The following is a 25,513-nucleotide window of genomic DNA, read 5'->3' as shown; positions in this document are numbered from 1 at the left end:
CTAGAATGCCGCTAACTCAGCTTCAATCGCCGCCAACGCCACCATCGGGTCTGCTGCTTTAGTGACTGGACGACCAATCACCAAATGGGTACTACCAGCCTGCAATGCATCTGTGGGTGTCATAATTCGCTGTTGATCATTTGCCTCAGCAAAGCTGGGCCGAATACCCGGCGTGACCTTTAAAAACTCACCACCGCACTGCGCCTTAATTTGTGCGGCCTCTTGCGCTGAACACACTACGCCATTTAAGCCACTTTGCTGAGTGAGCAATGCTAAACGCATAACCTGTTCAGCAGGAGACACCTCCACACCTGTTTCGGTTAAATCATCGGCTTGCATGCTGGTCAATACCGTCACCGCGATGAGGTGGGTCGATAACTTGTTATCAGAGAGTCGCTTGGCGGCAGCTTCCATCATCCGCCGCCCCCCACAGGCATGCACGTTAACCATCCAAACACCCTGCTCAGCAGCAGCCTGAACAGCGCTTGCCACGGTATTGGGAATATCGTGAAACTTAAGATCAAGAAACACCTCGAACCCGCGCCCATGCAAGGCTTCCAAAACGGCCGGGCCACTACGAGTGAATAGCTCTTTACCCACCTTCACTCGACAGCGTGCAGGATCTAGCTGATCAGCCATGCACAGAGCCGCATCCAGAGAGGGGTAATCCAGGGCGATAATCAATGGGGAATCGGTAGCCACGCGCTTACTCCATGTTCGTTTTGGGACATTGTAACAGCCCAGCCCCCCACCCTGTGTAAGCGATTGCCTAACAACCTATAGCAAAATGCTTACAAAAAGCATCGTCAATTGCTTACAGCATTTTCAGCGGGGAAAGCTTAATTTTACTAAGGCAGCGAATTAATAATACCTCGCTCAGCCTCCAACCATGCCACAGCGAAGCTCGCATTGGCGGATCAATAGACAACCTAAGGAATGTTGATTATGCAAATGACGTTAAAAGGATTTGTGACAGCACTACTGCTTAGCCTGAGCCTGAGCATATCAAGTGCTGTTTTAGCGCAAGCGATTGCCCCCATAAATGTGAATACTGCAGATAAAGAATTACTCTCCGAGCTGCCGGGCATAGGCCCCAGCCGCGCTGCCGCCATTATTGAAGAGCGGGAGACTAATGGCGCGTTTGCAGACGCCGATGACCTGACCCGCGTTAGTGGAATCGGGGCTGCCACAATTGACCGTATGCGCGACCAGTTAGCTTTTAACGAATAAAGTATTCACTTTCAACCGCTTGGCAACCATGGCCAAGCGGTTGCAAGAGTATCTAGCAATCAATTAAAACGAATCGCCAGGCACTCTTACCCTTCCCTCCATCAACACCCGCGCACTTCGGCTCATCACTGCTTGCTCAATCTTCCAACGCCCTCCTGTCAAACTTGCCTTTGCACCGACCCGCAGAGAGCCAGATGGATGCCCAAAGGTAACTGCTTCACGCTCCTCACCACCTGCGGCTAAATTTACTAGCGTGCCCTGGATAGCGGCTGCTGCACCGATGGCAACTGCTGCTGTGCCCATCATTGCATGATGGAGCTTGCCCATTGATAGTGCGCGTACCACGAGGTCGATATTTTCCGCATCAACCGCTTTGCCGCTGGAAGCCGTATAGCTGGCTGCAGGGGCAACAAAGGCCACCTTCGGCGTATGCTGACGGTTGGCCGCTTCATCAAGGTGTTTAATCAATCCCATGCGCAGCGCACCGTGCGCACGGATCGTCTCAAACATAGCTAACGCTTTAGCATCGCCGTTAATCGCTTCCTGTAGTTCACAGCCGGTATAGCCAATGTCCTGGGCGTTAATAAACACAGTGGGAATACCGGCATTAATCAGCGTGGCTTTAAGAACGCCTACACCAGGTACTTCTAGGTCATCTACTACATTACCCGTTGGAAAAATAGCACCTTCACCATCGGCAGGGTCCATAAAAGCCACGGGAATTTCGGCAGCTGGAAAGGTCACGCCATCTAACTCAAAATCTCCCGTTTCCTGCACTTGGCCATTAACAATAGGTACTTGAGAGACAATTGTCTTACTGATGTTGACCTGCCAAATACGTACTTCAGCCACACCGTTTTCCGGTATTCTGGCAGGGTCAACTAACCCATTGGCAATCGCATAGGGGCCTACCGCAGCAGATAAATTGCCACAGTTGCCACTCCAATCTACAAACGGTTTGTCGATGGAAACTTGGCCAAACAGGTAATCCACATCATGATCCGGTGACTTACTCTTGGAAAGGATCACCGTTTTACTGGTGCTTGACGTTGCCCCGCCCATGCCGTCAATTTGCTTTTCATAGGGATCAGGGCTGCCAATTACCCTTAATAGCAGCTTATCCCTCGCCTCTCCAGGTGCCTGGGCCACTTCAGGCAGCTCACTCAGGGTGAAGAACACCCCCTTACTGGTGCCGCCACGCATATAGGTGGCAGGAATACTAATTTGTCCAACATGAGACATAACAACGCTCCCTCACCATTTTCAAAAACCATATATACAAAAAACACATGTTCAAACACATGCTCAAAAACACATGCTCAAAAAAAGAGCCCGACGCTTAGCGACGGGCTCTTTCAGTTATCGCTTTGGCGTATACGTTAAACGCCTGCTTGACTACGCCGCGGTTGACTCAAGGAAGTCCTGGGCGAAACGCTGCAACACGCCACCAGCAGAGTAAATAGTGACCTCTTCAGCGGTATCAATACGACAGATCACAGGCACCCGCTCGGTAGTGCCACTTTGACGGTGAATGATTAACGTCAGTATTGCCCGTGGCTGCGGCTCGCCTTCTACGTCAAAGATCTCCGTACCGTCCAGCGCCAGGGTTTTCCGAGTGGTGCCCTCTTCAAACTGCAGTGGCATCACTCCCATACCAATTAAGTTGGTACGGTGAATACGCTCAAAGCCTTCGGCCACGATGGCTTCAACACCTGCTAGAGCAACACCTTTTGCTGCCCAGTCCCGGGAGGAGCCCTGACCATAATCAGCACCGGCAATGATGATCAGCGGCTGCTTACGCGCCATATAGGTTTCAATAGCTTCCCACATTCGCGTCACAGTGCCTTCCGGCTCAATGCGCGCCAGCGACCCCTGCAGCACCTTGCCCTGCTCATCGTGGACCATTTCATTGAACAACTTTGGGTTCGCCAAGGTAGCGCGCTGAGCAGTTAAATGATCGCCACGATGGGTGGCATAGGAGTTAAAATCCTCCTCGGGCAGGCCCATCTTATGCAGGTACTCACCTGCCGCGCTATCCAGCATAATCGCATTAGAGGGCGATAAGTGGTCAGTGGTGATATTGTCCGGCAAGATCGCCAAGGGACGCATACCTTTCAAGCCACGCTCTTTCGCCATATTGCCTTCCCAGTAGGGCGGGCGACGAATATAGGTACTCTGCGGCCGCCATTCGTAAAGCGGGCTCACCTGGGTACGTGCGCTCTTATCGAGATCAAACATCGGGATATAAGTCTGACGGAACTGCTCTGGCTTTACCGAAGCTTTCACAATCGCATCGATTTCACTGTCGTCTGGCCAGATATCCTTAAGCGTCACCGGATTCCCGTTTTGATCAGTGCCAAGAATATCTTTCTCAATATCAAAACGGATCGTACCCGCAATGGCGTAAGCCACCACTAACGGTGGCGATGCCAAAAACGCCTGTTTAGCATAAGGATGAATGCGCCCGTCAAAATTACGGTTACCGGAAAGCACCGCCGTGGCGTAAAGATCACGATCGATGATTTCTTCCTGAATCTTCGGATCCAGTGCCCCAGACATACCGTTACAGGTAGTACAGGCGTAGGCGACTACTCCGAAGCCAAGGTTTTCCAGCTCCCCCATCAAGTTCGCTTCTTCTAAGTACATCTTGACGGTTTTTGAGCCAGGCGCCAGCGACGACTTCACCCATGGCTTACGGGTTAACCCTAAGCGGTTAGCATTACGGGCAATTAAGCCTGCCGCCACCATATTGCGTGGGTTTGAGGTATTCGTACAGCTGGTAATAGCGGCAATGATTACCGCTCCATCCGGCATGTGACCTGCTTGCTCATCGGCCCGAGCTTTATCCATATCGATAGCGATACCGCGCTGGACCAGCTCCGAGGTGGGCAAATGAGCATGAGGGTTGGAGGGCCCCGCCAAAGTACGGGTAACGCTCGAAAGATCAAAGCGCAGTATCCGCTCATACTCGGCCGTTTTTAGGCTATCAGCCCACAGCCCAGTGTGCTTGGCATAGGCTTCCACCAAGGCAACCTGCTCATCTTCACGGCCAGTCAGCTTAAGGTAATCGATGGTTTGGTTGTCGATGTAAAACATCGCCGCCGTGGCACCATACTCCGGTGTCATATTGGAAATAGTGGCACGGTCACCCACCGTCAGTGCATCAGCACCTTCACCGTAAAACTCCAGGTAGGCGCCCACAACGCGCTCTTTACGCAGAAACTCGGTAATCGCCAATACCATATCGGTGCCGGTGATGCCGGGCTGCAACTTGCCTGCCAGCTCAACACCGACGATATCCGGCAAACGCATCATCGAAGCGCGGCCCAACATGACGCTTTCGGCTTCCAGACCGCCAACGCCGACAGAAATAACACCCAGTGCATCGACCATCGGCGTGTGGCTATCAGTACCTACACAGGTATCCGGATAAGCAACTTTTTGACCGCTCTCATCAGGGCGACACTGCACCACCGGAGACATTTTCTCCAGATTGATCTGGTGCATAATGCCATTGCCCGGAGGGATCACATCGACGTTCTCAAAGGCCACTTTGGTCCAGTTAATGAAGTGGAAGCGATCATCGTTACGACGATCTTCCACCTGACGGTTTTTCTCGAAAGCATCCTTCTCAAAGCCGGCGTGTTCAACTGCCAGAGAGTGATCAACAATCAGCTGTGTAGGCACCACCGGATTCACTTTAGCCGGGTCACCGCCTTTCTCAGCAATCGCATCCCGCAGGCCAGCGAGATCTACCAGTGCCGTTTGACCAAGGATGTCATGACATACCACTCGTGCCGGGTACCAAGGAAAGTCCAGGTCTTGCTTACGCTCGATGAGCTGCTTGAGTGCATCGGTTAACAGCGCTGGGTCGCAGCGACGCACCAATTGCTCCGCCAGCACCCTAGAAGTATAGGGCAGCGTCGCGTAGGCACCGGGCTGAATATCCTCAACAGCTTGGCGCGCGTCAAAGAAATCTACCGGGGCACCATCTGCCGTTACTCCTGGCAGTGGCTTGCGATAATTCGTGTTCATAATGCCTCTCACTTAATCACGGCCCGTTAAGGGTTAGCCACGCGCTTCGATGGGTACCCACTCGCTCTTCTCAGGGCCAACATAGTCAGCACTGGGGCGAATAATACGGTTGTTAGCACGTTGCTCGAAAACGTGAGCCGCCCAGCCAGTCAGGCGGGACATCACGAAGATCGGCGTAAACAGTTTGGTAGGAATATCCATAAAGTGGTAGGCACTGGCATGGAAGAAGTCAGCGTTACAGAACAGCTTCTTCTCGCGCCACATCACTTCTTCACAACGCACGGAAACGGGGTATAGCACGCTGTCACCCACGTCTTCGGCAAGCTTTTGCGACCACTCTTTGATGATCGCATTACGTGGGTCGGACTCACGGTAGATAGCGTGACCAAAACCCATGACTTTCTCTTTGCGCTCCAGCATACCAAGCATTTCGCGCTCCGCTTCTTCCGGCGATGCCCAGTTCTCAATCATCGCCATGGCCGCCTCATTGGCACCGCCGTGCAACGGACCACGCAGCGAGCCAATTGCACCCGTGACACAGGAGTGCATATCGGACAGCGTTGATGCACACACACGGGCCGTAAATGTTGATGCATTGAATTCATGCTCAGCATACAGAATAAGCGAGACATTCATGACCCGTGCATGCAGCTCAGAGGCAGGCTTGTCACGTAGCATATGCAGGAAGTGACCACCAACCGAATCATCGTCGGTTTCAGTATCAATACGCACACCGTCGTGGCTGAAACGATACCAGTAGCAAATAATCGAGGGCAGTACCGCCAACAGACGATCAGAAACATCCTGCTGCTGGTCAAAGCTCTCTTCGGTTTCCAGGTTCCCCAACATCGAGGTGCCAGTACGCATCACATCCATCGGATGCGCATCTTTGGGAATCTGCTCCAGCACAGTTTTCAGTGCATCAGGTAAACCACGCAGCCCCTTCAACTTGGTGATGTAGTTATCAAGTTCGGCTTGGTTAGGCAGCTTACCTTTAAGTAATAGGTAAGCAACCTCCTCAAACTTAGCTTTCTCTGCCAGTTCTTTAATGTCAAAACCACGATAGGTTAGTCCAGACCCCGTTTTACCTACCGTACACAGCGCTGTGCTGCCAGCGCTTTGCCCACGAAGTCCTGCGCTGTTTTGCGGTTTATCAGCCATGTCGTGTCTCCTGTTTGCTCTTTTTTATATGTTTTAACTGTATAGATATTGGGTTAACGGCAATTAAGCGTCTTTCTGCTCGGCAAATAACGCATCAAGCTTCTGTTCGAAGTCGTGGTAATTCAAAAAGTCGTACAATTCATCACGGGTTTGCATAGTGTCGACCACCTCTTTTTGATGACCGTGATCCAGAATGCTCTGGTACACCTTTAAAGCAGCCGCATTCATGGCTCGGAAGGCGGAGAGCGGATAGAGCACCATACGGCAACCCACCTCACCCAATTCCTGCTGAGAGAACAGCGGCGTCGCACCAAATTCAGTGATATTGGCAAGAATCGGGGCATTTACGCGCGAACAGAATGCACGATAGTCATCCAAGGTATGCACAGCTTCAGCGAAGATCGCGTCTGCCCCTGCTTCCACGCAGGCATTAGCGCGCTCGATGGCAGCGTCCAAGCCCTCTTTCTGGAACGCATCGGTACGGGCAATCAGGTAAAAGTTGGAATCTAGCTTGGCATCCGCAGCGGCCTTGATGCGGTCAACCATTTCCTGCTGCGACACAATGGCTTTGTTTGGACGGTGCCCACAGCGCTTTTGAGCCACCTGGTCTTCCAGATGCACGGCGGCAACGCCTGCGCGCTGCATCTCTTTAACGGTACGAGAAATATTAAAGGCACCACCCCAGCCCGTATCAATATCCACCAGTAGCGGAAGGTCAGTGGCACCACAAATGCGATGCGCATCTTCAACCACGTCGTTCATACTGGTCATACCTAAATCAGGCAAGCCAAAAGAAGCATTAGCTACGCCGCCACCGGATAGGTAAATAGCTTGATGCCCCACCCGCTCAGCCATCATCGCGGTATACGCGTTAATCGTGCCTAAAATAGGCAGCGGGCGGGTTGCTTCTAACACAGCACGAAAGCGTGCACCAGGGGTAAGAGTAGACATTGGCGTTGCTCCTTCAAAAGGCTTGGCGGATAGACGTAGCGTGTTAATCCGTTGATGACGTCGATTGTTGTTCAAGAGTAGCGGCATAGCGGTCAGCAACGTTTGCGCGGGAAGCACTGACGTGGCGGCGCATTAGCAGTTCAGCAAGCTCGGCATCACCGGCTTCAATCGCATCCACAATACGGTGGTGCTCCACAAAGGCGCGCTGTGGACGCGAACCGCTAGCACTAAATTGAGTACGATAAAGACGGACCAAGTAGTAAAGATCATCGCAAAGCAGATTCATCAGCATCTTGTTATGGCTGCCCTGAACAATGCGATAGTGAAAATCGAGGTCACCTTCACGTTGATAGTAGGCTTCGCCACGTTTGAGGTCCGCCTGCCCTTCATGGAGTGCAAGTACATCTCGCAACCCCTGGATCTCTTCGGCAGACATATGCTCGGCCGCCAAGCGCGCCGCCATACTCTCAAGGGCTTCACGCACATCAAACAACTCAAGCAGCTCTTTCATCGAGAGTTTGACAACCCGCGCACCAACATGGGGGACACGTTCAATCAGGCGGTGTGCTTCTAAACGGCGCATTGCTTCGCGTAATGGCCCACGAGAAATACCGTAGGTTTTAGAAAGCCCAGGCTCGGTAATTTTGCTGCCCGGCGCCAGCTCGCCGCGTACGATAGCGTCTTGCAGCTGATGAAATACCCGCTCAGCCAGCGTACGCACTTCTGGCGAGATCTGATCATTGGGCAAACCAGCGCTAGGACGAGATTGGGTAGCAAGTGAGGTCATGGCTAATTGTCGACAATTATGGAATAGGAGAACTTTAGCCTGCCACATTTGTGCCGTCAACTAGGTAAAATACCCGATGTTATTCATCTTTCGTTGTAAAACACGATTACAGCACACATTAAATGTCAACAATGATGCCACCAACTTGACCTGCCACTTTATTACCGTGAGTAGTGCGTCAACGCTTTTCGCTGGTGTGTGTGATTCATGCCCTCTAAAATACGCCTCCTCCACCGGCTAGGCTTTTTGCTTCATGACAACGGCGTTGACCATTACTGCCCTGCCCTACTCTCCAGACCCGCTAGCGCTCTTTGCTCGTTTGCGCCAGCGCCCAGGTGCAGTGCTTTTAGATAGCGGCCGCCCCGCAGCAAATGGGCGCTATGACATACTCAGTAGTGACCCGCTGGCAACGCTTGAGGTCACCTCAGATGGTCATGTGCTTTTCAACTCTGATCAGCTAACGCTGCCTGATGCATCAGCCGACTGGCATAACGACAGCACCGCCCTGCAGCAGTGGATGCTAGAGCAGCTGCCCAGCATTGAGGTAGATAGCGAGCTACCCTTCTTAGGGGGGCTGATGGGCTACTGGAGCTACGATTTAGGCCGTAACAACTTATCGATCCCCAGCCAGCATTCTGCCGTCACCGCGTTACCCTTGGCTCGTTTGGGGCTCTACGACTGGTGCATTACCTTTGATCACCAGACCCAGAACACATGGCTAATCGCTACGGCACAACGGCAACAACAAGTCATCAAGTGGCTAGAGCAACCACCAGCAGCAGATAATGAGCGCTTCCGTTTAACCAGCTCCTTTCAAGCTGAACTTAGCCAAGCAGACTACACCGAGCGTTTTAATGCCGTTCAGCGCTATATCCGTGCGGGCGATTGCTACCAAATCAACTTGGCCCAGCGCTTTTCTGCGAGCTACCTAGGGGATGAATGGCAAGCTTACTTGCGCCTTAGAAAGGCAACACCTACCCCCTTCTCTGGCTTTATGGCTTGGAAGGATCAAGCAGTACTATCGCTCTCACCTGAGCGCTTTATTCAGTGCCGAAATGGACAAGTAGAGACCCGCCCGATTAAAGGCACGCGCCCCCGGGGAAGTACACCCGAGGAGGACCGCGCGCTAGCTGAAGAGCTCCTTAGCAGCAGTAAAGATCGTGCCGAAAACGTAATGATTGTAGATTTGCTTCGCAACGATCTGGGACGTGTATGCACCCCTGGCACCATTCGCGTACCGCAACTTTGCCAATTAGAAAGCTACCCTAACGTGCACCATCTCGTTAGCGTGGTGCAGGGCCAGCTTGCCAGCGAGTACTCACCTTTATCGCTACTTACCGCTGCATCACCAGGTGGCTCAATTACCGGCGCCCCCAAAATACGCGCCATGCAGATTATCGACGAGCTAGAGCCCTGCCAGCGCAGTATTTATTGCGGTAGCTTGGGCTACCTGGATACCCGCGGCAGCATGGATACGTCGATTGCGATACGCACTATGGTGGCAGATGCAGGCAAACTGCACGTTTGGGGGGGCGGGGGCCTGGTCGCTGACTCGAAGGCCGATGAAGAGTACACGGAGACACTGGATAAAATTCGTCACTTAATCGGTGCTTTGGAATAAGTAACAAAAAAATCAAATCAAAAAGGAATATAAAAGCCTAACCAAACGGTATTGGGGAAGCAGGGCCTGGGTTTGGTAGCCTAAAGACGATGACTCTCTACACTCAAACAGGAGGCAGCATGTCCTCAGCACTTGATGACATCAACCGCGATTTTGCCAATAACCCTCAGGGGCTTATTGAGTGGGCGCTGACCCAAGGCAATCACCCCATCTGCACGACTAATTTCCGCCCGTTTGAAGCGGTCATTCTGCATATGGTGACCCAAGCCCGACCTGACATTCCAATTGTCTGGATGGATAGTGGCTATAACACCGAAGCCACTTACCAATTTGCCGATGCATTAATTCAGCGACTTAATCTGAATCTGGTGAGTTTTTTACCCAAGCGTACCCGCGCACACCGAGAAGCACTAGAAGGACCTATGCCTGGCATTGATGACCCCCGCCATGCAGCATTTACTCAGGAAGTGAAAATAGAGCCCTTTGAGCGCGCGCTGCGGGATATGCAGCCAGATGTATGGTTTACCGCACTGCGAGCCGAAGACACCCCAGAGCGGGCCAAAATGCAGGTCGTCAGCCGCAACAGCTCCGGCTTGTTAAAAGTAGCTCCGTTACTTCAGTGGTCTGCAAAAGATATGTACCAGTATTTACAGGCCCATGACTTACCTAATAACTTCGACTACTTCGATCCCACCAAAGTGGAAGAGAAGCGTGAATGTGGACTACACCTCCAGCACTAATTACCCAGCACTAATTATCCAGTACTAAGCAATCGCGCCCAGGCAGTTAACCTGGGCGCGATTGTTTTACTAGGCCTAATATTCTGGAAGTTCAACCCCTTCAAATATCATCTGTTCATTACGCGGCCCTGCCAATAGCGCTTCATCTACCCGGTCTCGGGTTAAATGGGGGGCAAAGCGTGCCAGGAAATCGTACATATAGCCGCGCATAAAGGTACCACGGCGAATGCCAATCTTGGTGGTTGAACTAGCAAATAGGTGACTGGCATCCACAGCAACCAAATCACTGTCTAGCTCTTGATCAAACGCCATGTGGGCAACAATCCCTACTCCCATACCAAGGCGCACGTAGGTTTTTATTACATCGGCATCGGCCGCCGTCAGCACCACATTAGGCGACAGCCCTTCCGCTTTAAAGGCGTCATCCAACTGCGAGCGACCAGTAAAACCAAATACGTACGTTACCAGTGGATGCTCAGCCAATGCATCTAAGGTAAGCGGCCCTTTTAAAGTGGCAAGTGGGTGTCCTTTAGGTACCAGTGCACAGCGGTTCCAGCGGTAGCATGGCAATAGCACCAAGTCAGTAAACAGCTCAAGTGACTCTGTCGCAATTGCAAAATCCGCTTGGCCTTCACTAACCATCTGGGCAATCTGCTTGGGCGTTCCCTGCTGCATATGCAGGGCAACATCAGGGTACTTGAGAGTAAATTCACTAATAATAGGCGGCAGCGCGTAGCGCGCCTGGGTATGAGTTGTCGCGATTGCTAAACTGCCACGACGCTCGTCACTATGCTCCTGTGCCACCTGCTTAATATTTTCACTTAGCTTAAGCACTTGCCCTGCTAGCTCAATGATTGCCTGGCCCGCAGTTGTCACACGGGTTAAGTGCTTGCCGCTGCGAGCAAAAATCTCAACGCCTAGCTCATCTTCTAATAAGCGTATCTGCTTGGAAATACCCGGCTGGGAAGTAAACAAGCTCTGAGCAGTGGCCGAAACATTCAAATTGTGCCGATTGACTTCCCAGATATAGCGAAGTTGCTGTAGCTTCATATCCTCACCCAATTATCTATGCAGGAAGCACACTAAAGCGCATCCTCACGCCGCTGCTGATTTACTGTTCAATTGAAGCGATGGTTACTCACACGCCTCAAAAGCACTAATTTGAATAAAAAATCATTCTATAATTCACTTATAGTATAAAAAATAGCACTCATCAGCATCTATTAATTTTACCTACTCTGTGTCAAATCAGAGCAGGAAATTTGCCAGCACCCTCTGCGCCCGCTAACATCTGCCCACTTGGCACGGTGAACGTGCGCTAGTAAGTCGCGTAAAGACCGTTGCTCCATTCGAGGCAACGAAACAGTAAGAGCAACGCAAACGGGAGATGCAAATGGCTAATAATGTTGATGTCACCAACGCCAATTTCGAGCAAGAAGTCCTCAACGCCGAACAGCCTGTCCTGCTGAAATTCTGGGCCCCTTGGTGCGGTCCCTGTAAAGTAATGGCACCTGTGGTGGATGAAGTTGCCGCCGAACGTGGCGATAATATAAAAGTGGTTAGCGTAAATGTAGACGACGCACCGGAAATTGCCGCTGAGCAAGGCGTGCGTGGTGTACCTACGGTAATGTTGTTTAAATCAGGCACCAAAGTCGCTTCACTGGTAGGCGCTCAATCTAAATCTCAGCTAACCCAGTTTATCGACCAAAACGCCTAACAACGTTTTAAGCTTTACTGCCGCCGGCTACGCCGGCGGTTGCTGCTCTCCTCTTTTTTACTAATCCCCGCGCTTTAAGGGGGGCTTACAGGCATCCCCAGGCTGACTATCCCGACCCACCTTCCGGTTACCCGGCCCTAACAGGTGAGCTATCCAGCGTGTTTGTGGATGACTGTCCAAGGCAATTTTTAGTGTCATGGTCAGCACTACCGACAGCAACATACCCGCAACCCCGAAGATCCACCCCCACACCACTAGAGATAGAAACGCCACAAAGGTAGATAGCCCTAACGCCTGCCCCATCACACGAGGCTCAATAAGATTACCTAAAATAAAATTAATCGCTAAGTAAGCAGAAGCCAGTAGAAGCGCTTGAACAACACCCCCATCCTGAGCGACCAGTAAAAGCAGTACAGGTGGAATAGCAGCCAATGCCGAGCCAATATTAGGAATAAAATTTAGCGCAAAGGCCAGCACACCCCACAAGAGCGGAAAATCCACACCGACGATCAAGCACGAAAGCCATACCAGCACTCCCGTAGCCAAACTGATCATTGTTTTAACCGCCAAATAGCGCTTCAGCGTCAAACTAAACTCACTAAAACGCTTTAAGCTTGGTGCCGGATTTTCAAGCGCCAAAGAAATCTTGGCTCGAAAGTTAAGTGTCTCAAACAACATAAAAATAACCAGCAACGCCACAATACTGGCCTGGACAAATAGGTTTCCCAGCTCACCTAGTACTTTGGGCACCCACGACTCAACGTCCTCCATATTGAACAGCTGCCCAAGCTGATCAGGGTTAATCGCCATACCATGTGTGGCGAGCGCATTGAGCAGATTCCAGTAGTGCTCATAAAGGCGTGACTCAATTTCTGGTAACGCTTCAACAAAGGTGCCAAAGCTATTAACCACCAAAAGACCGATCAGGGGTATAAACGCTAACAGCACCAACAAGGTGACACACACTGCAGCGCGTAAACTCAGCCCCCAGCGGTGTAGCCACTGCACCGGGGATGTACATACCACCGCAATAAATACCGCTAGCAACAGGGGCACCAGTAGGTCTGCGCCTACCTTCATGCCTGCAATAATCACCACTAACGCAGCAATCGCTAAGGTAGCGTTTAAAGGAACACTGCGATAATCCTCATCTGACAACTTCGACATAACTCCATCCTTAGCGTGTTATGCCTACATAATGGCTGCTAGCGCTATATTGCACAAACTGGCCTACCCTCAAAACTATGCAAATATTAAGCAACTGTTTTGCGGCGACTATTAGCCAGTGAACTTTCTCACGTAACTTCATTCCAAGCAGCGTCGTATTCACATTTAATCGCCTCACACACTCAGGCGAATATCTTACTGGCAAGGAAGTTAGCTATGAATAAAGCATCAAACCATCTGCAACGGCTGCGCTACAGTATCCTGGGTAGCGCCTTACTCGCCTTGCTCGTAGCCCCAACGGTTCAAGCAGCGCCAGCAGCAACACCTAGCCTGCATGTTCAGGCCCAGTCCTGGGTAGAAGTAGCGCCAGATAAAGCCACGCTTAATGCGCGCTTGTGGGAAAATACCCCTGCCGTTTCTTCACTTGAAGACACCGACAGCGAAGCACTAAGTGAAGCGCGCGGACGACTCGAAAACCGCGCCAGTCAGTTGATTGAGGCCATGGAAGCGGTTGGCATTGAGCAGCGGGCCATTAATGCAGGCTCACTCAATGTGTATCCAGATCGTGTTGCTGGCCCGCGCAATGATAACGGCGAATACGATACGCTGACACGTACACGCTTAGAGCGCCCGTTTAGCGTTGAGCTGACCGACCTCGGCCAGCTGGGAGATGTACTGGATGCATTGATAGGCGCAGGCGTGAATGCCCTGGATGGCGTTCAATTTGACCTACAAGACCGCGATGCAGCCACCGACGAAGCGCTCACCAAAGCACTGGAAAAAGCCCGCCATAAAGCAGAATTGATGGCAAGCACGCTAGATACCGAACTTGGCCACGTTCAGCGCATTGAAGAGACTCAGTCACCTATCTTCCAGCCGCGCATGATGGCTATGCGGGCTGAAAGCGATGCAATGGGTAGTGGCTCAGCCAGCAGCGACTACCGCCCCGGCACCATCCGTATTGATGCCGAGGTTAACGTGGAATGGGCGCTTAAAGGGCAAGACGCTCAAGACCGCCCAAATAGTGACGAAGCGGCTCAGGAATAACGACCGAGCCGTCTGCCTGCTGGTGGTTTTCAAGCACCGCCAGCAGGCATCGTCCTACCGCTAAACCTGAACCGTTCAAGGTATGTAGCAACTGCGGCTTTTTAGCATCCGGATGACGGAAACGCGCTTGCATACGACGCGCCTGGAAATCTCCACAGTTAGAAACCGAAGAGATCTCCCGATACGTCTCCTGGCTGGGCAGCCACACTTCCAAGTCATAGGTTTTGGTCGCCCCAAAGCCCATATCACCAGTACACAGCGTCACCACGCGATACGGTAATTCCAGCGCCTGTAAGATTGCTTCAGCATGGCCGCGCATCTCTTCCAGAGCCTCAAAGCTCTTCTCTGGCTCAACAATTTGCACCATTTCAACTTTATCGAACTGATGCTGGCGGATCATGCCGCGGGTATCGCGCCCGTGGGAACCTGCCTCACTACGAAAGCATGGCGTATGTGCAGTCAGCTTCATCGGCAGCGCCGCCAGCTCTACGATTTCATCGCGAACAAAGTTAGTTAGCGGCACTTCCGACGTTGGAATCAGATGGTACTCACGCTCATCATCCAGCTTGAACAGGTCTTCACCAAATTTCGGCAGTTGGCCAGTCCCCATCAGCGAATCACGATTCACCATATAGGGTACATAGCACTCTTCGTAGCCGTGCTGTTGGGTTTGGGTATCCAGCATAAACTGTGCCAGCGCCCGGTGCAGGCGGGCAATTGGCCCACGCATCACAGCAAAACGCGCACCGGTTAACTTAGCCGCCAGCTCGAAGTCTAGATACCCGGATCTCTTGCCCAAATCGACGTGGTCCAGCACCTCGAAATCAAACTCACGGGGGGTACCCCAGCGGTGCAGTTCAACGTTATCGTCTTCGCTTTTGCCTTCCGGCACACTGTCATGAGGCACGTTAGGAATACCGCTAATAACGTCATCCCACTCTTCCTGCACCTCAGCCAGCTCGCGCTTGGCAGCATCCAGGCGTTCGCCCAAGTCACTTACTTCATCCAGCAACGGCTGAATATCTTCACCGTTAGCCTTCGCCTTACCAATCGTTTTGGAACGCATATTGCGCTCGTTTTGCAACTGCTCGGTCTGAGTTTGCAACTCACGACGGCGCGACTCCAGTGCTTGCAGTGCCGCCTTATCGAGTTCGAAGCCCCGCCGGGCCAGTTGTTGCGCTAGCGCATCAAGATCACCGCGCAGCAGTTTCGGATCGAGCATGAGTTATCCTTAGCCAGAAAACAGTAAAACACGGCACACAACGTCCGTGACAAAGGGACCTATTGTAGGCAAAAGCGCGGCGAGGAGCTATGGGTGCCTTGATGGGTACCAGCCGCAGATATGATGTAAGTAATTTGTTATGGCGAGAGTCCGTGCTTTAAAGCTAAGGTAACTAAACGATTAATCATAATGAGCTATGCAGATGCTGCCTAAATCGTCATGTTTTTACGCTCACTCACTCCCAGAAACAGACAAGCAAGCCTGGCAAACCCTAGATGATCACTTACAGTGTGTCGCCGAAATGGCGGCAACACGCGCTGAACGCTTTGGTATGGCAGATGCAGGATATGCAGCGGGTCTTTTGCATGATTTAGGCAAATACAGCGCGCCTTTTCAGCGGCGACTGGAAGGTTCTCCAGAACGTGTTGATCATTCCACTGCAGGCGCTATTGTCGCTAAACAACGCTTCAAAGGAGGAATCGGCGACTTGCTGGCCTACTGTATTGCGGGCCATCATGCAGGGCTTGCCAATGGCCGTGACTCAGGCGAACGCTCCCCGCTTAGTGAACGCCTTAAAGCGGATATCCCTGCAATAGATAACGCTTGGCAAGAGGCGATTACGCTTCCACAAGAGCTACGTCCTCCTGGCACGTTTACCCAACGTCCAGAACGGGGTTTCTTTCAGCTCGCGTTTCTCACCAGAATGCTATTTTCATGCTTAGTCGATGCAGACTATATCGATACCGAAACCTTCTACGCCCAACATGAAAACGGCTTAGCACGGCAACGCGGTGGCGGCGCTTCGCTAACGCATCTTCGCGAAGCACTGAAGCAACACTTAGAAACCTTCGACACCGAAAAAGGCATTAACCAATTACGTGGGCATATCCTGCGTGAGGTACGTAACAAAGCGGGAATGAGGCCCGGCTGTTTCAGCCTCACGGTACCCACTGGCGGTGGCAAAACCCTGGCTTCCCTCGCCTTCGCCCTGGATCACGCCATCACCCATGGCATGGATCGCGTTATTTATGTTATCCCCTTCACCAGTATCGTAGAACAGAACGCTGCCGTGTTTCGGAAGGCGCTGAGCCAATATGGCGCTGAAGCAGTGCTCGAACACCACAGCACCTTTGATGCTGAAAAAGCGTCAAAAGGCGACAAGGATAGTCTTGATAAACTCAGACGCGACAGTGAGAACTGGGACGCACCGATTGTCGTGACAACATCCGTGCAGTTCCTGGAAAGCCTCTTTGCCGCTAAAACATCACGCTGCCGCAAATTACATAATATTGCCCGTAGCGTGGTGATTCTCGATGAAGCACAGACAATGCCACTGCCCTTGCTAAGGCCAAGTGTTGCCGCACTGGATGAACTCACGCTGAATTATCACGCCAGCATTGTGCTCTGTACCGCGACCCAACCCGCCCTGCTTGAAACTAATGACGCAGCCCGCAGTTTCACAGGTGGCTTCAAAGACGTCGAGGAGCTGGCCCCCGATCCAAAAAACCTGTATCGAAAGTTAAAGCGGGTGACGGTAAAGCATATGGGCTGCTTAGATGACGACCAGCTGCGCCACGAGCTCCTAGACGTCGATCAGGTACTGTGCATCGTCAATAACCGCCGCCATGCCAGAGCCTTGTATGAATCTATCGCCGATCAGCCAGGTGCTTTTCACCTGACCACCGCCATGTGCGCTGTTCATCGGCGGCAGGTATTACACCATATTCGTGGAACACTAAAAGAAGGCAAACCATGCCGGGTGGTGTCTACGTCATTAATAGAAGCGGGCGTGGATGTAGACTTTCCGAGGGTGCTGCGCGCCGAGGCGGGGCTAGATTCCATCGCCCAGGCCGCAGGGCGCTGTAACCGTGAAGGCAAACGAACCACCGCAGAGAGCGAAGTACGTATTTTTGCAACTGCCAATGAGGAGTGGGCGCCGCCGCCCGAGCTAAAACAGTTCGCCCAAGCCACTCGCGAAGTACTACGCCAACACGGTCACGACCCGCTTTCGCTGGAAGCGATAGAGGCGTATTTCACGCTACTTTACTGGCAGCAAGGGCCTGACCAACTCGACAAGCACCAACTGCTCTCGCTGATTGAAAACGGGCGCCTTGAAGGGCTGCCTTTTGAAACCCTCGAAAAGACATTTCGCCTCATCGACAACAATCAACGCAGTGTCATTATTCCCAGAGACGCTGACGCACGCAAAGCGATTAAAGAACTCGCCTTTGCCACAAGCCCTGGAGGCATCGCCCGTAAACTTCAGCTCTATACAGTGCAAGTGCCTCATAACGGCTTTAGAGCCCTGGAAAAAGTCGGTGCCATTGCACCTATCGAGCCGGATAAATTTAATGACCAATTCATGCTGCTGGTCAATGAAGACCTCTACCACGATGCGCTAGGGTTGAACTGGAGCGATCCAACCTTTATGCGAGCCGAAAACCTTATCCTTTAATTTCTAATGGAAAGAAGTTGAAATTAAAATAGAGCTGCCCTAAGCTGCTTCTAACAAGAGCCGAGGGGGCCTTATGCACTCATCCAAAGGTAATGACAGAAAAACCGAAGATAGCAACTGGTTTCTGCTTTGCAAAATTCAGCAAGGCTACGTCACTTTGGAGGTCAAATGCCCTTTCAAACTATCTTGGATAGTCTCTCTACTTAGCTTGACCTGTGCAGCACTAGGGTTCAGGTCTTGGCTTCAATAGTAGGAGCGGGTTGAAATTTTCCTTTGGAAATTAATGCTATAAACAAGTCGCCCCTCAGGGGGCGCGGATTAAATTCAATAAAAAGGCATCATTATGTCATACGGAGTTCGACTGCATATCTGGGGTGACAGGGCCTGCTTTACGCGGCCAGAGATGAAAGTAGAGCGTGTATCCTATGATGTGATTACACCCTCGGCGGCACGTGGCATTCTGGAAGCGGTCCACTGGAAACCCGCCATTCGCTGGTGCGTAGACCGTATCCACGTGCTCAAGCCCATTCAATTTGAGTCGCTGCGGCGAAATGAAGTCGGCGGCAAACTCTCAGCTGCATCAGTAACAAAAGCTATGAAAGCAGGCCGCGTTGATGATGTGGCCTATTTTGTTGACCAGAATCGCCAACAGCGCGCCGCCACCATTTTGCGTAATGTGGCCTACGTTATTGAAGCCCACTTTGAATTTACCCAGCGCGCAGACGATAGTGACACGCCTGGCAAACACCTGGATATTTTCAATCGCCGCGCCCGCCAGGGGCAATGCTTTCACACCCCCTGTATGGGCACCCGCGAGTTCCCGGCGAATTTTGAGCTAATTGAGCCAGAACAGCCTCTCCCACTCTTTGATCCAGAATTAAACGGTGAGAAAGACCTTGGCTATATGCTGCACGATATTGATTTTGCAAACGGCAAAACATCGCGATTTTTCCGCGCCAAGATGCAAGATGGCGTGATTGAAGTGCCTCCCTTCCAGGAGACACTCGCATGATACTGACCGCCCTCAATGACTACTACCAGCGGCTATCCAAGGAAAACAAAGTACCGCAGCCAGGCTTTAGTACAGAAAAAATCAGTTTCGCCCTGGCATTCGATCAAAATGGTTTGCCGCAGCAGATCGATGATTTACGTGACACCTCAGGCAAAAAGCCCCGCGCCCGCCCTTATCAGGTGCCCGTTGATAAACGGCGTACATCAGGCATTCACGCCTACCCACTTTGGGATAAAACTGCGTACGCATTAGGGGTAACAGCCGGGGAAGGCAAACGCTTAAGCGATGAACATGCCGCCTTCAAAGCCCGCCAATTTGACCTTTTCGGTAACAGTGATGACAAATCACTCCTGGCTTTTTTGAAGTTCTTAGATCAATGGCGCCCTGAAAAGCTATCCTCGATGGCTGGTTACAGCGAGGAGGTATTAGATAGTAATATTATTTTTCGGCTAGACGGACAACGACAATACTTACACGAAAATGATGGTGCTCGCCGAATCTGGGGTGCTGCACTCGAAGAAAATACCGGTATTTTCGGGCAATGCTTAATCACCGGGGAAGACGCCATACTGGGTACTGATCACCCTGCCATTAAAGGCGTTAGAGACGCACAATCGTCGGGTGCCTCGCTAGTCTCATTTAACAGCGAGGCCTACGAGTCTTACGGCTTTCGTAAAAATCAAAACGCGGCTATTTCCACATCAGCGATTTTTGGCTACACAACGGCGCTTAACTATTTACTGCGTGGCGATGCAGACAACCAACAACGTCTGCAAATAGGCGATACCACACTTGTGTTTTGGGCAAATGCTCAAACATCACAGGCTGCACAGGCAGCGGAAAGTTTTTTTGCGGTACTCAACCAACCACCCAACGATGAACAGGAAGCCAGCAAACTAGGCTCCCTACTTGCCCAGGTAGCTGATGGCCGCCCGCTAAAGGACGTCGCTCCAGAGCTAGAACCCGAAACGCAATTTTACGTACTAGGCCTTGCTCCCAATGCCGCTCGTCTATCTGTTCGCTTTTGGCTGGTTGATAGCCTGGAACACTTAACTAAGCATTACGCACAGCATTACCGAGATCTAGATATCCAGCCTGCACCATGGAAAGGCATTGCCCCCAGCGTTTGGTGGTTAACTCTGCAAACAGCGCCTATTCATGGCGCACGACCAAAAGCAGAAGACGTACTGCCCCAGCTTGCTGGCGACATAATGCGCGCCATCATCACGGGGCAGCGCTATCCCCGACCGCTCCTTACCAGTGTTGTTATGCGTTTTCGCAGTGATGGCAATATCAACGGCTTACGCGTCGCGCTTTGCAAGGCGGTGTTAGCCCGAGAGGCTCGCTTAACCACGCACTTAAACTCGAACAAACAGGAGGTTTCCGTGAGTCTTGATAAAAGCTCCACACATCCAGGTTACTTATTGGGCCGCTTATTTGCCGAATTAGAAAACGCCCAACGTGGCGCACTTGGTAGAGAGTTAAATGCCACCATTAAGGATCGCTACTACGGTGCCGCCTCAGCGACGCCCGCCAGCGTTTTCCCTATGCTGCTGCGCAATGTGCAGAACCACCTTTCATCCATGCGTAAAAAAGACAAAGGCGGTATTGCACACACTATTGAAAGTGAAATCAGCCAAATTATTGGCGGGCTGGGCGATACCTTCCCCCGCAGCCTACGTATCGAAGAACAAGGGCGATTTGCCATTGGTTACTACCATCAATCACAAACGCGATTCGCTAAAAAAGATAACGTGAATAGCGATGAACAATCTGAACAGGGAGACTCAGAATGAGCACCATTGCTAACCGCTACGAATTTGTCCTTTTATTTGATGTCACCAACGGCAACCCCAACGGCGACCCTGATGCAGGAAACCTGCCACGGTTAGATCCAGAAACTAACCAAGGTCTTATCACGGATGTATGCCTAAAACGTAAAATTCGTAACTACGTCGCGCTCGAAAAAGAACACGACGCTGGCTATGCCATTTATATGCAAGAAAAGTCAGTGCTCAACAATCAGCATAAAAAAGCTTATGAAGCGCTGGATATTAAACCTGAATCTAAAAAGCTTCCCAAGGAAGCGGAAAAAGCGCGCCAAGTAACCGAATGGATGTGCAATAACTTTTTCGACGTGCGCACCTTCGGCGCAGTCATGACAACCGAGGTAAACTCCGGCCAAGTACGCGGCCCTGTCCAGGTGGCCTTTGCCAGCTCTATCGATCCCGTCATACCTATGGAAGTCTCCATTACCCGTATGGCGGTTACCAACGAAAAGGATCTTGAAAAAGAGCGCACTATGGGGCGCAAGCACATCATTCCTTATGGCCTATACCGCGTACACGGCTACGTCTCTGCAAAGCTAGCTGAACGTACCGGTTTTTCAGAAGACGATTTAGCTCTTTTATGGCGCTCTCTAATCAATATGTTTGAACACGACCGCTCTGCCGCGCGTGGTGAGATGTCCACCCGAAAACTTGTTGTTTTCAAACATGATCACCCAATGGGTAACGCGCCCGCCCATGTGCTCTTCGATAGTGTTCAAGTGAAGCGTGTTGAAGGGACAGAAAATACACCGGCACGTCACTACAGCGACTATCAGGTTCATATTGCTAGCAAGTCATTGCCGTCTGGTGTGACGCTAGAAGAACACTTATAGGTGAAACGCCATGGAAGAAGAGGCACGCCCTATTCCGCTTTCGGCCCTGCAGCATACGCTGTTCTGCCCGCGCCAATGCGCGCTGATCCACGTGGAGCAGCAATGGGCAGAAAACCGCTACACTGCCGAAGGTCGTTTGTTACACGAGCGCGCTGACCAGCAGGGGCATCAGCGTCGCCGTGGCGTACACACTTCTATGGCCTTGCCTTTGGCAAGTGAACAGCTGGGCTTGAGCGGTATTGCCGATGTTGTAGAGTTTGATGAACGTCAATCACCTTTGACTGTACGCCCTATTGAGTACAAACGTGGGAGGCCCAAAGCGCACCGTGCAGATGAGGTGCAGCTATGCGCTCAAGCGCTCTGCCTAGAAGAAATGCTAAATATTCACATCGACTCTGGTGCGCTCTTTTACGGAAAAACACGGCGGCGCAAAGAAGTCGACTTTGACGACACTCTACGCACTTTAACTCATCAAATTATTCAGCAAACCCGCGCTATTTTTGATGGGCAGCAAACACCACCTGCCATTTACGATACCAAGAAATGCGATCACTGTTCGCTTATCGATATTTGCCAACCTCAAGTGTTTGGCAAACAGCGCTCTGCAAGCCGCTGGCTCGCGCGCCAACTTGATGCTTTGAATGAGTAACACCTATGCGACGACAATTAAATTCACTGTACATCACCACCGAAGGTGCTTGGCTTAAAAAAGAAGGCGCCAATATTGTCATGCAGGTAGAAGGGAAAGAGCGCGCCAGGCTTCCCATTCATATGCTGGAGTCCCTTGTATGCTTTGGCCGTGTGCTTGTATCCCCGCCTTTAATGGGATTCTGCGCCGAACAAGGCGTTACCATCACCCACCTGTCACCAAACGGGAAATTCTTGGCGCGTATTGAAGGCCCCGTCTCTGGCAATGTACTGCTTAGGCGAACTCAATACCGTGTCAGTGATAACGACACTTCCTGTTCGAGCCTAGTCAGCAGCCTTTTGATTGGTAAAGTCCATAACCAGCGCGCTGTTCTCGCCCGAGGCATTCGCGACTATGGCAGCAAGATGCCACTTCAAGATCGCCAGCGCCTGGAAGCGGCTCGTGACCGGTTAAGCCGAGTCGCACGTAATTTACTGCAACCTGCCACAACCAATGAGCTACGAGGCTTGGAAGGCGAAGCCGCTCAAGTATATTTCAGCGTCTTCAATTTCTTAGTGCGCCAAGAAGGCGATGCCTTTGAATTTAAAGGACGTAATCGCCGCCCTCCTCGTGATCGTATTAATGCCTTGTTGTCGTTTCTTTATACACTGCTGACTCATGACTGCCGTTCAGCGCTAGAAAGCGTAGGCTTAGACCCAGCCGTTGGTTTTTTGCACCGTGATCGCCCAGGTCGCCCAAGCCTTGCATTAGACCTTGCTGAAGAGTTCCGCCCTTTGTTAGGTGACCGTCTAGCCCTTTCGCTTATCAATCGACGCCAGCTACGCGAAAAGGACTTTAACATTACGGAAAGCAATGGCGTCGTTATGACTGATGATGCCCGCAAGCTGGTTCTAACTGCTTACCAAGAGCGAAAGCGTGAAGAGTTATTGCATACGTTTATTGATGAAAAAGCACCTATAGGCATGCTGCCCATACTGCAAGCTCAGCTGATGGCACGCCACCTACGGGGCGACCTAGATGTTTACCCACCTTTCCTTTGGAAATAGCGCACTGAGGGCAATATTATGATGGTACTGGTCAGTTACGATGTCAGCACCTCTTCAGAGGGCGGTGACGGTAGGTTGAGGCGAGTTGCAAAAGCATGTCGAGATGTAGGACAGCGAGTACAATTTTCAGTGTTTGAAATTGAAGTCGATCCCGATCAATGGGTACGCTTTCGTCAACGCCTAATCGACTTGATTGATGACGAGGTGGACAGCTTACGTTTTTACTTCCTAGGCCGAAACTGGAAAAACCGCATCGAGCATATTGGCGCCAAGCCAGCCTTAGATATGAATGGCCCCCTTGTGTTTTAGTCTTTCTCCAGTTTGCGAACCACAAGTGTCTTGCCAAATCCCGCCAGGTTCGCAGCTCTTTAATAAATTGATTTTAATAATAAATTCTTTCGCCCACTTCTTTGTACCACTACAAAATCGTCTGAAACTCAGTGTTTCGCAGTAGCTTGTCTTTTTGCTTTTATTTTTCATGATGTTATAAACAGAACAGTCGCGCCCCGCCCGGGGCGTGCGGATAGAAACTTGACATGATCGGAGTTACTGAGATTGGGCACCCGTCGCGCCCCGCCCGGGGCGTGCGGATAGAAACCGTTTGTGTTTCATTGTTTTTCACTCCCGTCATTGGTCGCGCCCCGCCCGGGGCGTGCGGATAGAAACAGTGTTGACCAAACGTATGTGCTTGAGCTAGGTCGTCGCGCCCCGCCCGGGGCGTGCGGATAGAAACGGAGATGCCTCAGCAACGGCCCTAGCGGTTCCAGGTCGCGCCCCGCCCGGGGCGTGCGGATAGAAACATTTATATTCGCGTCCCTGAACGGCCCTATCTGGCTCGTCGCGCCCCGCCCGGGGCGTGCGGATAGAAACTGTCCGCCGTGGCGGCAGGTGTGGTTGATCATGAGTCGCGCCCCGCCCGGGGCGTGCGGATAGAAACAAGAACCAAGAGTCATGGGGGCGACTGCTACCGGTCGCGCCCCGCCCGGGGCGTGCGGATAGAAACACCGCCGTCGAATCACTGTAGCGCAGGGTTAAACCCGTCGCGCCCCGCCCGGGGCGTGCGGATAGAAACAGGGAAGCGTATAGGTCGGCTTGTAGCCATCTGCGTCGCGCCCCGCCCGGGGCGTGCGGATAGAAACCAAAGCCGCCAAGCGCCGCCTACGTATCAATAGGTCGCGCCCCGCCCGGGGCGTGCGGATAGAAACGCAGCTTACAACTACCTGTACAATTGGGTTGATACGTCGCGCCCCGCCCGGGGCGTGCGGATAGAAACTCTTTAGTGGCAGTCAGTCCATCGGCGCGCCACGTCGCGCCCCGCCCGGGGCGTGCGGATAGAAACCAGAGCATGTCGTCTAACATTGCATTGGTTTGTGCGTCGCGCCCCGCCCGGGGCGTGCGGATAGAAACAAAGCGAATGGTCTGACGTGGTGGACGGATACAGTCGCGCCCCGCCCGGGGCGTGCGGATAGAAACAAGAGTCAGGATTGCCGCTAACAATACCGGACGGTCGCGCCCCGCCCGGGGCGTGCGGATAGAAACTCTCAGTCAAAGTGGGCGCCGCGCTGGCGCCCTGGGTCGCGCCCCGCCCGGGGCGTGCGGATAGAAACCAGGTTGGCACCGCGCAGGTCGGCACGCTTGCCGCGTCGCGCCCCGCCCGGGGCGTGCGGATAGAAACAACTTGATGTAGGCGCTAAAATCGGCGTGACCTGGGTCGCGCCCCGCCCGGGGCGTGCGGATAGAAACAGTTAAGGATTGCCGCGCTTCGTGCTGCTGACGAGTCGCGCCCCGCCCGGGGCGTGCGGATAGAAACAGGCGATTGGGAGACAAGGCCATGATGCTATCAAGTCGCGCCCCGCCCGGGGCGTGCGGATAGAAACCGTATATGCTCGGCTAGATCGTCCAGCGACTCACGTCGCGCCCCGCCCGGGGCGTGCGGATAGAAACAAAGCGAATGGTCTGACGTGGTGGACGGATACAGTCGCGCCCCGCCCGGGGCGTGCGGATAGAAACG

21 protein-coding genes and 1 CRISPR repeat array are annotated in these 25,513 nt (G+C 52.3%); of the genes, 12 read left to right on the top strand and 9 right to left on the bottom strand.

Translation table 11 applies throughout. From position 1 onward, the window contains the following. Entirely contained in the window at positions 1–702 is a 702-nt protein-coding gene (pyrF, locus tag CPA45_RS03285; protein WP_096650238.1) for an orotidine-5'-phosphate decarboxylase, read from the bottom strand. Between the two features lie 243 nt (positions 703–945). Here pyrF and CPA45_RS03280 point away from each other — a divergent pair, with 243 nt between their 5' ends. After that, a complete protein-coding gene (locus CPA45_RS03280) occupies positions 946–1,230 on the top strand; it encodes a ComEA family DNA-binding protein (protein WP_096650237.1) in 285 nt (94 codons plus the stop codon). Positions 1,231–1,293: 63 nt separating this feature from the next. On the opposite strand, the gene prpF is transcribed toward CPA45_RS03280, so the two are convergent. From prpF to CPA45_RS03255, 5 genes are all read right to left on the bottom strand, one after another. Then, positions 1,294–2,472, bottom strand: coding sequence for a 2-methylaconitate cis-trans isomerase PrpF (gene prpF, locus CPA45_RS03275; RefSeq protein ID WP_096650236.1), 1,179 nt, complete (start codon positions 2,470–2,472; stop codon positions 1,294–1,296). Between the two features lie 153 nt (positions 2,473–2,625). Next, positions 2,626–5,265 carry a Fe/S-dependent 2-methylisocitrate dehydratase AcnD gene (gene acnD / locus CPA45_RS03270; RefSeq protein ID WP_096650235.1) on the bottom strand — a complete coding sequence of 880 codons (2,640 nt, stop codon included), beginning with the start codon at positions 5,263–5,265 and terminating at the stop codon, positions 2,626–2,628. A 33-nt stretch (positions 5,266–5,298) separates the two neighbouring features. Next, the gene (prpC, locus tag CPA45_RS03265; RefSeq protein ID WP_096650234.1) at positions 5,299–6,426 is read right to left on the bottom strand and encodes a bifunctional 2-methylcitrate synthase/citrate synthase; all 1,128 of its coding nucleotides are present in this window, start codon (positions 6,424–6,426) and stop codon (positions 5,299–5,301) included. Positions 6,427–6,489: 63 nt separating this feature from the next. Further along, entirely contained in the window at positions 6,490–7,377 is an 888-nt protein-coding gene (prpB, locus tag CPA45_RS03260) for a methylisocitrate lyase (RefSeq protein WP_096650233.1), read from the bottom strand. Positions 7,378–7,420: 43 nt separating this feature from the next. Further along, complete coding sequence (locus CPA45_RS03255) at positions 7,421–8,164, bottom strand: GntR family transcriptional regulator (protein ID WP_096650232.1); 744 nt, start codon at positions 8,162–8,164, stop codon at positions 7,421–7,423. Between the two features lie 253 nt (positions 8,165–8,417). Between CPA45_RS03255 and pabB the strand changes: the two genes are divergently transcribed. Together pabB and CPA45_RS03245 are read left to right on the top strand one after the other, a co-directional pair. Continuing rightward, on the top strand, positions 8,418–9,785 hold the full coding sequence (gene pabB, locus CPA45_RS03250; RefSeq protein ID WP_096650231.1) for an aminodeoxychorismate synthase component I: 1,368 nt from the start codon (positions 8,418–8,420) through the stop codon (positions 9,783–9,785). 119 nt (positions 9,786–9,904) lie between these two features. Next, positions 9,905–10,525 (top strand): phosphoadenosine phosphosulfate reductase domain-containing protein, encoded by a 621-nt coding sequence (locus CPA45_RS03245; RefSeq protein ID WP_096650230.1) that lies wholly within the window; start codon positions 9,905–9,907, stop codon positions 10,523–10,525. Between the two features lie 75 nt (positions 10,526–10,600). On the opposite strand, the gene cysB is transcribed toward CPA45_RS03245, so the two are convergent. Beyond that, the gene (cysB, locus tag CPA45_RS03240; protein WP_096650229.1) at positions 10,601–11,575 is read right to left on the bottom strand and encodes an HTH-type transcriptional regulator CysB; all 975 of its coding nucleotides are present in this window, start codon (positions 11,573–11,575) and stop codon (positions 10,601–10,603) included. A gap of 343 nt (positions 11,576–11,918) precedes the next feature. Here cysB and trxA point away from each other — a divergent pair, with 343 nt between their 5' ends. Continuing rightward, the gene (trxA, locus tag CPA45_RS03235) at positions 11,919–12,242 is read left to right on the top strand and encodes a thioredoxin (protein WP_078088140.1); all 324 of its coding nucleotides are present in this window, start codon (positions 11,919–11,921) and stop codon (positions 12,240–12,242) included. Positions 12,243–12,302: 60 nt separating this feature from the next. Here the strand turns inward: trxA and CPA45_RS03230 are convergent, their stop codons facing one another. Beyond that, on the bottom strand, positions 12,303–13,409 hold the full coding sequence (locus CPA45_RS03230; RefSeq protein WP_096650228.1) for an AI-2E family transporter: 1,107 nt from the start codon (positions 13,407–13,409) through the stop codon (positions 12,303–12,305). 216 nt (positions 13,410–13,625) lie between these two features. Here CPA45_RS03230 and CPA45_RS03225 point away from each other — a divergent pair, with 216 nt between their 5' ends. Then, positions 13,626–14,456 (top strand): SIMPL domain-containing protein, encoded by an 831-nt coding sequence (locus CPA45_RS03225; protein WP_096650227.1) that lies wholly within the window; start codon positions 13,626–13,628, stop codon positions 14,454–14,456. Here the strand turns inward: CPA45_RS03225 and serS are convergent. Further along, positions 14,401–15,678 (bottom strand): serine--tRNA ligase, encoded by a 1,278-nt coding sequence (gene serS, locus CPA45_RS03220; protein ID WP_096650226.1) that lies wholly within the window; start codon positions 15,676–15,678, stop codon positions 14,401–14,403. The genes CPA45_RS03225 and serS overlap by 56 nt on opposite strands. Before the next feature lie 202 nt (positions 15,679–15,880). Between serS and CPA45_RS03215 the strand changes: the two genes are divergently transcribed. From CPA45_RS03215 to cas2, 7 genes are all read left to right on the top strand, one after another. Further along, positions 15,881–18,133: a CRISPR-associated helicase/endonuclease Cas3 gene (locus CPA45_RS03215; RefSeq protein WP_096650225.1), complete on the top strand. Its 2,253-nt coding sequence runs from the start codon at positions 15,881–15,883 to the stop codon at positions 18,131–18,133. Between the two features lie 343 nt (positions 18,134–18,476). After that, a complete protein-coding gene (gene cas5c / locus CPA45_RS03210) occupies positions 18,477–19,145 on the top strand; it encodes a type I-C CRISPR-associated protein Cas5c (protein WP_096650224.1) in 669 nt (222 codons plus the stop codon). After that, entirely contained in the window at positions 19,142–20,941 is a 1,800-nt protein-coding gene (gene cas8c, locus CPA45_RS03205; RefSeq protein ID WP_096650223.1) for a type I-C CRISPR-associated protein Cas8c/Csd1, read from the top strand. The genes cas5c and cas8c overlap by 4 nt, the downstream gene beginning before the upstream one ends. Next, positions 20,938–21,807 carry a type I-C CRISPR-associated protein Cas7/Csd2 gene (gene cas7c, locus CPA45_RS03200; RefSeq protein ID WP_096650222.1) on the top strand — a complete coding sequence of 290 codons (870 nt, stop codon included), beginning with the start codon at positions 20,938–20,940 and terminating at the stop codon, positions 21,805–21,807. Before cas8c ends, cas7c begins: the two co-directional genes overlap by 4 nt. A gap of 10 nt (positions 21,808–21,817) precedes the next feature. Next, positions 21,818–22,456, top strand: a complete 639-nt coding sequence (cas4, locus tag CPA45_RS03195; RefSeq protein ID WP_096650221.1) for a CRISPR-associated protein Cas4 — start codon at positions 21,818–21,820, stop codon at positions 22,454–22,456. A 5-nt stretch (positions 22,457–22,461) separates the two neighbouring features. Further along, the gene (cas1c, locus tag CPA45_RS03190) at positions 22,462–23,502 is read left to right on the top strand and encodes a type I-C CRISPR-associated endonuclease Cas1c (protein ID WP_096650220.1); all 1,041 of its coding nucleotides are present in this window, start codon (positions 22,462–22,464) and stop codon (positions 23,500–23,502) included. Positions 23,503–23,520: 18 nt separating this feature from the next. Beyond that, on the top strand, positions 23,521–23,811 hold the full coding sequence (gene cas2 / locus CPA45_RS03185; protein WP_096650219.1) for a CRISPR-associated endonuclease Cas2: 291 nt from the start codon (positions 23,521–23,523) through the stop codon (positions 23,809–23,811). A 189-nt stretch (positions 23,812–24,000) separates the two neighbouring features. Then, positions 24,001–25,512: direct repeats of the CRISPR family, unit length 33 nt; unit sequence GTCGCGCCCCGCCCGGGGCGTGCGGATAGAAAC. Position 25,513: the final 1 nt, after the last annotated feature.

Source organism: Vreelandella nigrificans (assembly GCF_002374315.1).
GTDB lineage: Bacteria > Pseudomonadota > Gammaproteobacteria > Pseudomonadales > Halomonadaceae > Vreelandella > Vreelandella nigrificans.
The sequence above is the reverse complement of the archived record's forward strand: the minus strand, read 5'-3'. Positions and strand labels throughout refer to the sequence as shown.

Bases quoted from the DNA above. Each gene is read 5' to 3' on its own strand.
- CPA45_RS03280 (WP_096650237.1), top strand. From the start codon at position 946: ATGCAAATGACGTTAAAAGGATTTGTGACAGCACTACTGCTTAGCCTG.
- prpF (WP_096650236.1), bottom strand. From the start codon at position 2,472: ATGTCTCATGTTGGACAAATTAGTATTCCTGCCACCTATATGCGTGGC.
- acnD (WP_096650235.1), bottom strand. From the start codon at position 5,265: ATGAACACGAATTATCGCAAGCCACTGCCAGGAGTAACGGCAGATGGT.
- prpC (WP_096650234.1), bottom strand. From the start codon at position 6,426: ATGGCTGATAAACCGCAAAACAGCGCAGGACTTCGTGGGCAAAGCGCT.
- prpB (WP_096650233.1), bottom strand. From the start codon at position 7,377: ATGTCTACTCTTACCCCTGGTGCACGCTTTCGTGCTGTGTTAGAAGCA.
- CPA45_RS03255 (WP_096650232.1), bottom strand. From the start codon at position 8,164: ATGACCTCACTTGCTACCCAATCTCGTCCTAGCGCTGGTTTGCCCAAT.
- pabB (WP_096650231.1), top strand. From the start codon at position 8,418: ATGACAACGGCGTTGACCATTACTGCCCTGCCCTACTCTCCAGACCCG.
- CPA45_RS03245 (WP_096650230.1), top strand. From the start codon at position 9,905: ATGTCCTCAGCACTTGATGACATCAACCGCGATTTTGCCAATAACCCT.
- cysB (WP_096650229.1), bottom strand. From the start codon at position 11,575: ATGAAGCTACAGCAACTTCGCTATATCTGGGAAGTCAATCGGCACAAT.
- trxA (WP_078088140.1), top strand. From the start codon at position 11,919: ATGGCTAATAATGTTGATGTCACCAACGCCAATTTCGAGCAAGAAGTC.
- CPA45_RS03230 (WP_096650228.1), bottom strand. From the start codon at position 13,409: ATGTCGAAGTTGTCAGATGAGGATTATCGCAGTGTTCCTTTAAACGCT.
- CPA45_RS03225 (WP_096650227.1), top strand. From the start codon at position 13,626: ATGAATAAAGCATCAAACCATCTGCAACGGCTGCGCTACAGTATCCTG.
- serS (WP_096650226.1), bottom strand. From the start codon at position 15,678: ATGCTCGATCCGAAACTGCTGCGCGGTGATCTTGATGCGCTAGCGCAA.
- CPA45_RS03215 (WP_096650225.1), top strand. From the start codon at position 15,881: ATGCTGCCTAAATCGTCATGTTTTTACGCTCACTCACTCCCAGAAACA.
- cas5c (WP_096650224.1), top strand. From the start codon at position 18,477: ATGTCATACGGAGTTCGACTGCATATCTGGGGTGACAGGGCCTGCTTT.
- cas8c (WP_096650223.1), top strand. From the start codon at position 19,142: ATGATACTGACCGCCCTCAATGACTACTACCAGCGGCTATCCAAGGAA.
- cas7c (WP_096650222.1), top strand. From the start codon at position 20,938: ATGAGCACCATTGCTAACCGCTACGAATTTGTCCTTTTATTTGATGTC.
- cas4 (WP_096650221.1), top strand. From the start codon at position 21,818: ATGGAAGAAGAGGCACGCCCTATTCCGCTTTCGGCCCTGCAGCATACG.
- cas1c (WP_096650220.1), top strand. From the start codon at position 22,462: ATGCGACGACAATTAAATTCACTGTACATCACCACCGAAGGTGCTTGG.
- cas2 (WP_096650219.1), top strand. From the start codon at position 23,521: ATGATGGTACTGGTCAGTTACGATGTCAGCACCTCTTCAGAGGGCGGT.